This is a genomic window from Bacillus sp. IT-79MI2 (genome assembly GCF_949768135.1).
GTDB classification, from domain to species: Bacteria; Bacillota; Bacilli; order Bacillales; family Bacillaceae_G; genus Bacillus_A; species Bacillus_A pseudomycoides.
This window is the reverse complement of sequence record NZ_CATKPV010000086.1, coordinates 1-12,449: the sequence shown is the minus strand read 5'-3', so window position 1 is coordinate 12,449 and position 12,449 is coordinate 1. Positions and strand designations below refer to the sequence as shown.

13 protein-coding genes and 1 pseudogene are annotated in these 12,449 nt (G+C 33.1%); 2 read left to right on the top strand and 12 right to left on the bottom strand.

What is annotated here, in order from left to right; genetic code table 11:
- The 6 genes and pseudogenes from ACM6HU_RS22605 to ACM6HU_RS22580 form a co-directional block, all read right to left on the bottom strand.
- Positions 1-243, bottom strand: a 243-nt coding sequence (locus ACM6HU_RS22605; RefSeq protein WP_414848460.1) for a sigma factor, incomplete at its 3' end; no start/stop codon positions are given.
- 80 nt (positions 244-323) lie between these two features.
- A complete protein-coding gene (locus tag ACM6HU_RS22600) occupies positions 324-896 on the bottom strand; it encodes a recombinase family protein (RefSeq protein ID WP_016113485.1) in 573 nt (190 codons plus the stop codon).
- A gap of 308 nt (positions 897-1,204) precedes the next feature.
- A complete protein-coding gene (locus tag ACM6HU_RS22595; protein WP_098166619.1) occupies positions 1,205-2,434 on the bottom strand; it encodes an aminopeptidase in 1,230 nt (409 codons plus the stop codon).
- Positions 2,435-2,753: 319 nt separating this feature from the next.
- Positions 2,754-3,107 (bottom strand): annotated as a pseudogene (locus ACM6HU_RS22590) (peptide ABC transporter substrate-binding protein); the annotation flags it as partial.
- Between the two features lie 292 nt (positions 3,108-3,399).
- A complete protein-coding gene (locus ACM6HU_RS22585) occupies positions 3,400-3,669 on the bottom strand; it encodes a hypothetical protein (RefSeq protein ID WP_414848459.1) in 270 nt (89 codons plus the stop codon).
- Positions 3,669-3,968, bottom strand: a complete 300-nt coding sequence (locus tag ACM6HU_RS22580; protein ID WP_414848458.1) for a DUF2089 family protein — start codon at positions 3,966-3,968, stop codon at positions 3,669-3,671. Before ACM6HU_RS22580 ends, ACM6HU_RS22585 begins: the two co-directional genes overlap by 1 nt.
- A 368-nt stretch (positions 3,969-4,336) precedes the next feature.
- Here ACM6HU_RS22580 and ACM6HU_RS22575 point away from each other — a divergent pair, with 368 nt between their 5' ends.
- Complete coding sequence (locus ACM6HU_RS22575; RefSeq protein ID WP_414848457.1) at positions 4,337-6,175, top strand: NUMOD1 domain-containing DNA-binding protein; 1,839 nt, start codon at positions 4,337-4,339, stop codon at positions 6,173-6,175.
- Between the two features lie 371 nt (positions 6,176-6,546).
- Here the strand turns inward: ACM6HU_RS22575 and ACM6HU_RS22570 are convergent, their stop codons facing one another.
- The 3 genes from ACM6HU_RS22570 to ACM6HU_RS22560 all read right to left on the bottom strand — a co-directional run bounded on the left by ACM6HU_RS22570 (position 6,547) and on the right by ACM6HU_RS22560 (position 9,198).
- The gene (locus ACM6HU_RS22570; protein ID WP_006097539.1) at positions 6,547-7,977 is read right to left on the bottom strand and encodes an IS4 family transposase; all 1,431 of its coding nucleotides are present in this window, start codon (positions 7,975-7,977) and stop codon (positions 6,547-6,549) included.
- Between the two features lie 169 nt (positions 7,978-8,146).
- Positions 8,147-8,872: a permease prefix domain 1-containing protein gene (locus ACM6HU_RS22565; protein ID WP_414848456.1), complete on the bottom strand. Its 726-nt coding sequence runs from the start codon at positions 8,870-8,872 to the stop codon at positions 8,147-8,149.
- Positions 8,869-9,198: a PadR family transcriptional regulator gene (locus ACM6HU_RS22560; RefSeq protein ID WP_016132913.1), complete on the bottom strand. Its 330-nt coding sequence runs from the start codon at positions 9,196-9,198 to the stop codon at positions 8,869-8,871. The genes ACM6HU_RS22565 and ACM6HU_RS22560 overlap by 4 nt, the downstream gene beginning before the upstream one ends.
- Positions 9,199-9,514: 316 nt before the next feature.
- On the opposite strand from ACM6HU_RS22560, the gene ACM6HU_RS22555 reads away from it, so the two are divergent.
- Positions 9,515-10,504 (top strand): hypothetical protein, encoded by a 990-nt coding sequence (locus tag ACM6HU_RS22555; RefSeq protein WP_414848455.1) that lies wholly within the window; start codon positions 9,515-9,517, stop codon positions 10,502-10,504.
- 687 nt (positions 10,505-11,191) lie between these two features.
- On the opposite strand, the gene ACM6HU_RS22550 is transcribed toward ACM6HU_RS22555, so the two are convergent.
- The 3 genes from ACM6HU_RS22550 to ACM6HU_RS22540 all read right to left on the bottom strand — a co-directional run.
- A complete protein-coding gene (locus tag ACM6HU_RS22550; protein WP_414848454.1) occupies positions 11,192-11,641 on the bottom strand; it encodes a hypothetical protein in 450 nt (149 codons plus the stop codon).
- Positions 11,642-11,710: 69 nt separating this feature from the next.
- Positions 11,711-11,884, bottom strand: coding sequence for a hypothetical protein (locus ACM6HU_RS22545; protein WP_414848453.1), 174 nt, complete (start codon positions 11,882-11,884; stop codon positions 11,711-11,713).
- A 284-nt stretch (positions 11,885-12,168) separates the two neighbouring features.
- A partial coding sequence (locus ACM6HU_RS22540; RefSeq protein WP_414848452.1) for a hypothetical protein occupies positions 12,169-12,449 on the bottom strand: 281 nt, incomplete at its 5' end.

Sequence of the window (12,449 nt, the reverse complement as noted above, 5' to 3'; positions counted from 1 at the left end):
ATCGATCGATTTAAAAACTAGAATTTTTGTAATCCAACTCGAAAAATGTTCAGGCTTTTTTAATGTCTTTATTGAAATATAGGCTGTATAAATTGTTTCTTGATAGACATCAAGAGCATCTTGTTCATTTCTAACATATGCATAGGCTGTTCGATACAGCTTTTGTCGAACAGAACCAATCAGTTGTTCAAATGCTTCATCATCACCCTTTTTTGCTTTTTTCACTAATTTTGCTATATCCATTTTGGTTCTCCTCTCCGTTACACAATAAAGTCGAATGAGGAAGTAAATCGGTTGCAAAATAATTAAATGTATTAAAATTGTTATCCATTATCTTTTTCCATTTCCTTTAGCCTACGATAAAATGCCGCCTGACTGATTCCTGTAATTGCACATATCTCCTTTACAGTTTTATTGGTAGTTTTACGTAATTCAATGGCATGATTCATACCTTGATGCTTATCTGTATATTTTTTAACTCTTCCTCGATATTTCCCCTTTTGCTTGGCCAATTTAATTCCTGAACGTTGCTTCTCTTTAATTATTTCTCGATCTAGTTCACTAAAGGCTGCCATTACCGTTAAAAAGAATTTACCAGTTGGTGTTCTGGTATCTACTCCTAAGTTTAAAATAACAAAGTGTATATCTCTTTCTCTAAGTTGTTCAACTAATTGCAGTAACTGAATAATGTTTCGACCAAGACGATCCATTCGTGTCACAACTAATGTATCATTAGGAGCTATCTTGGAAAGAAGTTCATCTAAAAGTGGCTTTTGTTTAGAAACGCCACTTATTTTCTCCTCCACAAGTTCATCTACTCCGTATTTTGTAAGTTCATCAATCTGGCTATCTAGATTTTGATCTTGTGTACTTACTCGAGCATATCCATAAATCATTTTTATCCCTCTTTTAATCTATAATTTTGATAAGTGTTATTGAGAGTCTATTAAGCTAATAATATCAAGGAGCTAATGTAACTTTAGGAGATAATTTGCGTGATTTTTTTATGATAAATTGCATATATGGGGTACAGCCGAGATACTTGTAAAAATAGGTCATAGACTTAATTTTATTTCCAATTTCATTCGAAATCGGATTTTTTGTTTTTTATAAAAAGGAGTAAAATGGTGAGGGTTAAAGAGAATAGAAAATTTAAAAAGTACTGCCTTCTTTCAGGAGACAGTACTTTTTTCGTGACTTATTATTAAAACGCCCAGTTTCCTTTACGGAAAATTGGTTCATGTGTGCCATCTGCTGTAATGCCGTCAATATTAAGCTTGGCAGAACCAATCATAAAGTCTTCGTGTGTAATACTAGAGTTTGCCCCATTTTCTGCAAACTCTTCTTCTGTCATTGTCTTACCACCGATTAAGTTAGTTGCATGAGCATGCCCAATTGCTAAATGGCAAGATGCATTTTCATCAAATAACGTATTATAGAATAAAATATTTGTATTAGAAATTGGTGAATCATGAGGTACTAATGCAACCTCTCCTAAGAAATGAGAACCCTCATCTGTCTCAACTAAATGCTTTAATGCTTCTTCACCAACATCAGCTTTATATTCTACAATGCGTCCATTTTCAAATGTAAGTGTAAAGTTATCGATAATGTTACCTGCAAATGCTAATGGTTTTGTACTTGATACTTGCCCATTTACACCTGTTTTTAATGGCATTGTAAATACTTCTTCTGTTGGAATGTTAGCCATAAATGGTACATTTTTTTCATTTAAGCTACTAGCTCCAGCCCATATATGTTTTTCTGGAAGTTCAATTGTTAAATCTGTTCCAGGACCTGTATAATGAAGCGCCTTATAATGTTTTTTATTTAAATAATCTACTTTTTTATGTAATGTTTCATCATGTTTTTTCCATGCTTCCACAGGATTCTCTAGATTTGCACGAGTTGCTTGGAAAATTGCATCCCATAGCTTTTCTTCTTGCTTTTCTGATGTAACATCAGGGAACACCTTTGCTGCCCATTCTTTCGTAGGAACAGAGATAATGCACCAACTTACTTTATCTGCTTGTAAATAATCGCGGTATACTTTCATTGCTTCTCCAGCAACCTTATGAGCACTTGCAATTCGTTTTGCATCTACACCTTTTAATAGATCTGGATTTTCTGCATAGATAGACATAAATGCAGCGTCTTCTTTTGCTAATTCTTCACGTGCATGCGCCTTCCAAGCAGGAAATTCTGAGAATGCTTCTTCAGGAGCTAAATCAAATTTTAAGCGTGTGAGGATTTCATCGTTCCAATCTACATATACATGTTTTGCACCTGACTTATATGCTTTTTCTGTAACAAGACGGACAAATGGGGCTGCCTCAAGTGGCGCATTAATAGATAATATTTGTCCAGGCTGAATATTAACACCGACATTTACTGCAAGAGCAGCATACTTTTCTAATGTTTGTTCAAATGACATAGGTATAATCTCCTTTGTGTGAAAGAATTTATTATAAACATAATACAGGGTGTTTTTGCCCAAATCCCCGAAATGGGGGAATTAGCTTAATTCATTAGAAATTTATACATCATGTCAAAAAATACACTTTATGACATGACTAAAAAACTAAGTTTTTCCGTTTCAAAATTATAACTAAATCAAATTTGAAACATATCAGTAGAATTCTATACATTTTGACACAATTATTTTTAACAGTAATCCAAAACCCTTGGTTTATAAGGTTTTTCTACATTTTTTTTGTTATTCCCCCTTTTCGGGGGACGGGCAAAAACACCCTACTTGGATCCTTTTTAATTGCACTAACAGCTAAACCAGCTAAAGTCACAAGGACCACAAGATCATCCTTAGATTTATCAGATTTCTTTTCCATTTCAATTCCTTTAATGTTTTCTTCGATCACCTTTTGCCCAACGATATAACGCATATTGTTTACTGATAAGGCTGGTGATGAAATGGTAATATCAATATTATTTTCTAACTCTTCAACTGGAATATCTTCATCACTTAAAATGTTTGTTGCCTCTCCAATATGATGTGAATAGATACTTGGTATAAATAAAGGATCCTGCCCTAAAACCATTAATTTTAAACCGCTGTTCCCCGCGTCTGCACCAACTTTAAGAATTGTCATATATAAAAAACCTCCTAAAGATTATTTTTCATCGATTAACTTAATTGGGTGTTTTTTGCCCATCCCCCGAAAAGGGGTATTAAGACAAAATATTCCATATTAGTTGTAGACGAATTTAGTGTTCAGCCTTAGTGTAAAAAGAAAATAAAGTTATTAAATTTTAAACCCTAAAACAAGCATAACCCCGTTCTAAATTTAGGACGGGGTTAAAATATAGTCGTTTAATTTTCGACATAAGATACTTCACTGTACTTAAAAATATAACAATAAAGTCGTTTAACAACTATTTTCTCTATTTCATGTCGTGGGTTTTCATTTTATCCAATTCTTTTTGTATCTTCTTATGAAAATACTTTCTACCTAAATTCCATTCCATACATAAGAAAAACATCCCTAATAATAGATAAAGAATAAAACCACTAGTACTTTCAATACGACTCGTTATAAACAACCATGTCAGAAATACAATATGTGCTACTGGTAAAATTGCCCCCCAATAGATATTGTTTCTACTTGATAAGAAAAATTGAACAGCTAAAATACCAGCATAAATAAGAACCATTATTCCCCCTCTCTTTCTTGTTTATATTTTTCAATAATCAATTTTGCATCTTCTACACTTATCCGATCATCAATCGACAGGATCTTGATAAATTTAATAAATTCTTCGTTTTCTACGGCATCATTCATTTTTATTTTATCGATTAATCGATCAAGTTTAAGTCTTACTGTTGGGTATGATACCTCATAAACCTTTGCAATCTCTTTTAAAGAACCCGAATGAAGTACTAAGTTTTTAACAAACTCTAAATCCTCATTTTCCAAGGCTAAAATCCAGTTTGGAATATTATTAATATCCATAGCTTCGCCCTCCATTTACTTTTATTAATATTAGTTTAACATATTTTTAAATAATATTAATGAAATATTAAACTTTATTAAAAATAATTTTTATAATTTATTTAATTAATTTTAATTGAACTATATTCGGTTGGAATATAAAACTTAGTAACTTTAGTCTTTAAGCGTAGACAGTTAGGTAGCGGACCGGCCGCCCAACAATTTGTCCCTTGTTATTTCGCTTGATATAATTTTACTATCAAAAAGAGTATCGTTTGAAAGAGTAGCCATTGATTTGGAATGATGATTCACCAGGAGGAATATATGACGAAAGAAAGAGACTATAAAAAAGAGCACGCTTACTGGAAGAAAGTGATGGGTGATAACTAATGACTGAACAAATGAAAACGGAGCTTGCTTCACCTATTATTAATCCGGATCATAACTGGAGTGTTTATTGTTTTACTGCTCCAAATGGAAAGCGCTATGTTGGGATTACTAGCCGTAAACCAGAGTATAGATGGAATGAAGGTAAAGGGTATAAACATAATCCTCATTTGTATAACGCGATAAAAAAATACGGATGGGAAAACATTAAAAAAGAAATAATCGCTACTGACATTCCGGAATTATCCGCCAAAGAATTAGAGAAATTGTATATAAAAGAATGGGATTTAATGAATCCCGTTAAAGGTTATAACAAAACAATAGGTGGCGACGGAGCTCCTGGACTTGTACGAACAGAAGTAGCAAATAAAAATTCGAAAGAAGGCCAAAAAGGTAGTACCACTAAAAAGGTATTGCAATTTAATATAGATGGCACTTTTATAAAAGAGTTTGAAACAATGACCGAAGCATATAGAGAAACTGGAGTTCATTATTCAAAAATTTCTCTAGTTTGTAATGGTAACAGAAAAACATCGGGAGGTTTTATGTGGAGGTTTGAAGATATTGAAAGGGATAATGAAGGTAATATAGAACCAGCAAAGCCAAAACAAAAACCAACACAAAAGAAGGTTTTTCAGTATGAAGTTGATGGAACTTTAATTAAAACATATGTTAGCACGATGGAAGCAGCTAAAGCTATTGGAATCGACAACTCAAGGATTTGTGCCGTATGCAACGGAAGAAAAAAAACAACTAAAGGTTATGTTTTTAGGTATGAAGGATCTGATTTTAAAGGTTATTCAGACTTTAAACCTAACGGTTTTAGAAAAAAAGTCAAAAAAATGGATTTAGACGGAGAAGTATTAGAGGTATACAATAGCCTGGGCGAAGCTGCACGCAAGAACAATACAGCACCAGGCAATATAGGAAATTGTTGTCGTGGTATTTCGAAAACAGCGATTGGCTTTAAATGGTGTTTTGTGGAAGAAGATTTTAAGGATATGACGGATGATTATCAGGGAAAAGTCTTTAATGCAAAACCAGTTGTTCAATTAGAACTTGATGGTTCGTTTATAGCTGAATACGAAAGTGCAGCAGAAGCAGCCAGAGTTTTAGGGTTTGAAAGAGGAGATATTTCTAAAGTTTGCGTCGGTAGTGCTGATAGTTATTTCGGTTATATTTGGAAATTTTTAGATGATTACAACAACGGAAGCAAAAATAAAACTTTGAGAGAAAGAAATGTAGGTAAGAAAAGTGTTTTGAAGCTATCAATGGATGGAGAAATATTAGGATCGTTTAAAAGTATTAAAGAAGCAGCTGATTCTATTTCTGTAATGGAACCAGTCCTTAACTCCGCACTAATTGGAAGGATTTTTAGCGCCGGCGGTTTTAGGTGGAAGTACGATGAAGAAGCAAATGAAGTAAAAAGTGTACTAGAGAGAGAGAAAGTTATCATCAACACAGATATCAAAAAAGTTAAAAAGTATTCGTTATCCGGTGACTTTATAGAAGAATACGAAAATATGAAAGAGGCAGCTAAAACAATATCATTAACAGAAGAGGCAATCAGGCGGGTATGTAAAGGTGAAGCGATTAGTGCAGGGGGGTTCGCATGGCGATATTCGGGAGAAGAATATTATGTTTTTAGAGAAAAAAGGTATCGTCACAAAAAAGTAAAACAGTTTACATTAGATGGTTCATTTTTAAAAGAATTCAAAAGTGTGAAGGAAGCCGCCAGTTTTATGAAATGCTCAAGTTCATTAATAACGATGGCGTGTAATGGAAAATTAAAACACGGAAAAGGCTTTATATGGAAATATACGGAAGGTGGTAACAAATGAATAATATAAATGGACGCATTCAATCCGTACTCGATAACGCCATGTGGCTCCTGGAAGAAGAGCACAACATGACCGGAACCATGCCACCAACGTACAGATGGTAGTTATAGAGCTGTTTAGTGCTGAAGCGACATGGTAAAAACGGCCGAAAAGATGATGTTCCTTTTTGTTACGCTGGAACCCCTTTTATATCAAGCTTTCTTTTCCTTAGCGTGGGTTTTATGTTAGTACGTTGGCTGTACCCCATGCCCATCAACCTAAGATTAAGTAAAAGTCCGTTCAACTAGATTTTTTCTGTTTTCTAAAGAGGTGATATCAGCTATCTAAAAATCTGCATACCAAATAAACCCTAACGGGTTTCATTTTTTTAATTAAGCTACATGATTATGAGTAACGAAACAAGTGTATATGACACCCAATATATCAAAGACTGTTTTCTTCTCATATCGATGAGATTTCCTTCCGTTTTTCTGCAAAAAATTAAACAAACGAAGCAAGATTTTTGATAGTTCTTGAGTATCTTTTTGTAGAGCTTGATAAAGAAGTAGAAAGTAATCTTTAATAATATAAACCGCTTTATATTCACTCAGCTCTCGTTTCTTCTTGGTGAGGAGTAATTGACGCATTTGAAACATGGTGGAGGAACAAAGAAGGATACTAATTAATTGTCCATATAAATGACATTCTAACCGTTCTAATTTTACAGAATTACAATGATGAATACGAAAAAATGATTTCCATGTTTTAAATATCAATTCAATTTGCCATCGTAAGGAGTAAAAATCGTATACTTGTTCCCTTGGTAGGTATTCCGAAGGGATATTCGTAATGTAGAAGTTGATTGCACTAAGTCGCTTACTGCGTTCTTTATAGGTGATTTGCTTCTTGTGCTCTTTAGATGCTAAGTCCTTTTGTCTACGTTTCATTTGCGTTTCAGTTAATTTATACAGAATAAGTCTTGCAGGAAGTTTTTGATACATTCCAATATAAATCTCAGGAATCTCATATGTTTCACCAGACTGTAATTGGTCAATAAATTGCTCCATATCTAGTTGGACGTACTCAGAGTGTTTTTTTATTGTTCCATTTTGAAAGTATTCAGGCTCTCTATTCTTCTGATATATACGAGTATTGAGCTTTAATCGAGAAATAAAATAAGCACCACACTCGTCTATCGTATGCAGATCTTTCAAATCAAAATATCCTAAATCACGTATACATACATCGTGCGGTTGAAGAGACGTTAAGCAAGTAGAACCATAATTTTTATCATTGTGCTTTCCAGACCCTACATGAACATGTAAAAACTGACCACTAAGTAAATCGTACTCTAGTTGAATTTTCACACCAGCACTATGACCACTACCTCCTGAACCTTGATATGTAGAAGCAAATTTATCTGGAATCTGAAAATGTGTAGAATCCAATACACGAATACTGCGAAAATGGTTTGTATATAAAGTTGAAATCTTACTAGATGTACAGAGTTGTTGGTGGAGTAAATAGGTTAATATTTGTTGTAAAAACTGCACAGCCTGAGAATTAAATCGTTGATTGAGTCCTTCTGGACTCATAGAAATACCTGTATTCGTTTCTAAGCGACTACATAATTGTGTCAATGAAGTATGAGCTATATTTTGGCTTAACCAAACACATAGAGCCACTAAATCTTGAGCACGGTATTTACTTTTTCTTTGAACAAATCCTATCTCTCTAGCTAACTGTTCTAAAACATGTGGTGACATATATCGTTGTAATTCTTTAGAAAACAATTCTAGTTCATCTAAAATCGATAAATTCATACAAAAACGCCATCCTTTCGTGTATGTGGTTAACAAAAGAATAGCGTTTTTTTACATATAAGGAATAGTCTAAATTGCTACCTGAATAATAAAGACAAAACATTTTTAGATTCTTGTACATTTTTTATTTGGTTCCAAGATCCTCTATGAATTAATCACAATAAAATTTTCACTTCACATAGTTCATATTAGATGGTGTAAGGGATTTTTTAATCTGCAGTTTCTGTAGTAATTTCCATCCCATAAACCCAACTAAGAGGCCAACCAAATGAAAAATAATACTAGTAGTGTCAAAAGTACCTACTAACATGACAATATACAACAACTCAATGCTTAAAGTTAATTTAACAAAGAGCATAAAAGCTGCTTTAGAAGAGCGGAACCTATGAAATAGAATAGGAATTAAAAATCCCAATGGAATCAATAAGATAATTGGTTTAACTGCATGAGCTATCCAATAACCAGGTATGTTATATAGAAAAAGGGTATAGAAAGGTGTAATATCAATAAAAGTGCGAAGCAACCACATTACATCATGATTTCTTGAAAATTGCTCAATAATCCTAAGAAACCACTCACGACCAACGCTATTTCCTAAGTACTGATACCAAATAAAGAATAATATATAAGGAACAAATAGAGACCATGCAGAACGCTTTATGAATTTTTCATATGGAAAAATAGATTTTTGAAGCTCCCCTCCAATAGAATCTGGTTCTCCAAAATGTTGTATCGCCAATTGTTTTGCTTGCTCTATAGACATTCCTTGTTTAACATACTCTTCCTTTAAACTAATAAGATGATCAAGTAATTCTATAGCTAGTTCCTCACGGGCTGACCTATCTAGATTAGTCTTTTTTACAATACATTCTATGTAATTTTCAAACTCTTTCATGCGAATTCTCCTTTCCGACAAGCTTGAATAAGTGCAGTGATTTGTCCCCAATAATCCAGCTTCTTCTCTAGTTCCTGCTTTCCAGCCTTAGTAATACGGTAAAATTTCCTTTTCATTCCACTTTCTGATTCTCCCCAGTATGATTCAATCAAATTTTTTTGCTCCATTCGTTTGAGTGCTGGATATAGTGTGCCTTGACTCATATGGTAAACGTCATTGCTTTGTACTTTAAGTTTTTGAATGATTTCATAACCGTAAGTATCATGGTGAGAAATTATAGAGAGTACAAGTATATCAATGCTTCCCTTCATCATTTCTTTGTCCATTTTTTCACCTCCTAAAACATATCGTAACACGACATATGTCGTAAAACAACATATGAAGATAGAAAATAACATCTTTCATTATGAAAGATGTTATTAAGATCCTAGCTGTATAAATTTTTCTTTTTACTTGTTTTGGATAAATACACTTATCTTAAGTTGATAGTTCCTCAAAACGAAGAAAATTTTCGTTTTGGGGTATTTGTTTTTCTTAGCTTGCTGGTGATGTGGCGAGCCCCCGTAAATAGATGTTATATAATACATAAGTATTCGATAGATCGTTAGTATCTATATTATAAATGGGGGAGGCTTGAAATACATGGACAGCGTATTGCCTATTGGAAAGAAACATGGATGTTTTACTATAATCGGTGGTTTTGAAACATATCAAAAAGAAGTGATGGCTGAAAGAATATTGCGTTGCAAGCAAGAAAAGCAAAAATTTATAAAGGGAGAAAAAAGTACATGGTCCAATTTTGATTCTGTAGACCTTTTTGACAGATGTATTCAACGTTACAAAGATATTAAGAAGTACAAATGCCAGTGTAAATGTGGAAAAATAAAGTATTTAGATGAAGTTACTTTATTTAGAAAGAAATGGAGGGATTGTGGAGAAGAGTGTGGATTAAAACAAGAACGCGAGAGAAAAATGATAGCTTCATATCCTAGAGAAAAAGATAAAAGTTATGATATTGATTATTTATATACCACACATGAATCATTAGAGGTATTAGAATGTATTGATGAAAATTATGAGGGAACACCTCTTGTACAAGATAAACGAAAAAAGGGAGCTGGCATAGTTAAAGTATTTAAGTTATATAAATGTCGTTGCTATCTGTGTGGTAAAGAATATCAATTTAAATCATCAGATTTTGAGATAAAGATAAGGAGATATGGAAGTAGAGCGAAAGATGGATACTATTGTGATGCTTCTTGTGATTGTCATAACATTTCATCGTTCCAATGGAGAACTGCTAAATTATTGAGAGAACATAATGTAGCATATAGAGTTGAATTTTCGTTTCAAGACTTATATGGTGTAGAGCATAAGAAATTGTTGCGTTATGATTTTGCTGTTCTCGGTTCAGATAATAGCATTAAATGTCTTATTGAGTGTCAAGGTGAACAGCATTATAAGCCTGTAGCTGAGTTCGGTGGTGTTTCACAATATGAGTCTCAAGTAAAGAATGACGAATTAAAACGTGTTTATGCCAAGTCACATAATATATCCTTATTCGAAATTCCATATACTTGTAATACATACGAAAAGGAAATAGAATTTCTTAAAACTGCTGGAATTATTTAATCACATATTTTCAGGTATCGATTAACTTAACGGCACTTGTGAAGATGCATTGAGCCAATGAGATAATGGTTGTTGGATATCGGATTAAGAGAGCATAAAATTCCAATTTATCGGTGAGCTTGATTTAAAAGTACATAAGACACTTCAGTGTCTTTTTTTATATCACCGCCAATTGGGATACAGCCGAGATACGTGTAAAAATAGGTCATAGGCTAACTTTTATTACCAACTATGACCTATTGGATTATATAAGGCCCAGTCACAGGAGTGTTGTCATAGACCGCAAAGCAGCATGTTATTCTCCCCCCCTTCAAAAGGTACACTTTTTGAAGGAGTGTAAAACACACAAAATCTATGTATCAAGACATCTAAAACAACACTTTTAAAGTACTTCTAAAAAATAGGTATCTTTTGAAGCATAACAAAATAAGTAAATTAGTTATTTTATTGAAAACGTCCCAAAAAGTAAAGTTGGATTTATAGTTATCAAAAACGATGGTTTCTTAAACGTACAATTTTCTTTTAAAGTTCATTTTAGGCCTATATATCCTATATAGAATAAAGAGGAAGGGAGGTATCTATCTCCTTTCCTCTTTAATTTATGTATCTTAATGTTTATTTTAATGCTTATTTTAGAACTTTCCCTCCAGGGATATGCATCTCTTCTCCTGTTTGAGGATTACTTTATCATTTACGTTTCTTAGCCATGTTGATAAATGGTTCATATGTACTCGTTTCATCAAAAGGAAGCCCAAAATCATATTTTCCCTCATCTATGTGGTAACCGTAAGTTACAATGCCTACACCATTTGTGTTATTTTCTGGAAAATAGATAAGTACGTTGGCTTCTTTAGGATTAGATAGGTTCAGAGATGAATATATTTTATCTATCAAGTATTTATTAATTCTATTGATTGCACTTGTTCCTCTTGTACCCCAACCAATATCATCATAAATATGTAATAAGTTATTTTCTGTATCGACATATAACTCAAAATGATTATAGCCCATATTGTGAAAGTTTTCTGTGATTAAATGGAATTGATTGTCGCTAATATCTGGAAATAAAAACACATCATAGGTATCACTAGCAGTAATAACAATGGCTTGTTCATTATCCGATGATTTTTTGAACATGATTAATTCCTCCTCAAGAATATTTTCTTATCATAAATAACTCGTAATAAAATATACATAGATTCTAGACTAATAGTTTGAATAGTCGCCTGGCTCTAGATGATGACCACCGGTGTTGCCATGTTGTGAACGTTTTGAACCACCAGGTTCCCTAGTGTGATATCCAGTATTTCCATGTGCATATTTCCAACCTATACCAGGTTCTTGAATCGAATACCCCGTATCACCATGAGCAAAATTCATTTCCATTCCTCCTTCTTCAGGTCGTATTTTTATAATAACACAACCCTTTAAAGCAGAGTGTTATTTATAACTAACTATTCCGATTTTTCGTAAAAATAGACAAGGCCTTTTTAAAATCACAAAAATGAGTTTTACAAAAAATACAAAATGTTAGATTCATAAAAACCAGTGATATCAATATGTGTGCATGATATCACTGGTTTTTTATTTGGATATTTAACGATGTGTTTTACAAATTGTAAAAAGATATAAACTTAGTTTTACTTTTTACAGATGACCCGTACTTATCTATATAAATCAATTTTGCAGCTTTTTCTTAACTCACTTGTATTAGACCAAACCGCTTTTTTTGTAACTAGAATAAACCCTAGTAATACCAGCGGTCCATAAATAGCATATCCCAAGAGAGACACTGCAAAATATGCTATTTCCCCTGACATATCATTTGGCAAACCATCTAATAGAAATCTAAAAGGCACATTGCTTGGCTTGAGTATTACAGGTAATACCCAGACCCATAAAACCACTGTTGTAATCGCTTTAAACATCCAAACTATTCCCTTCA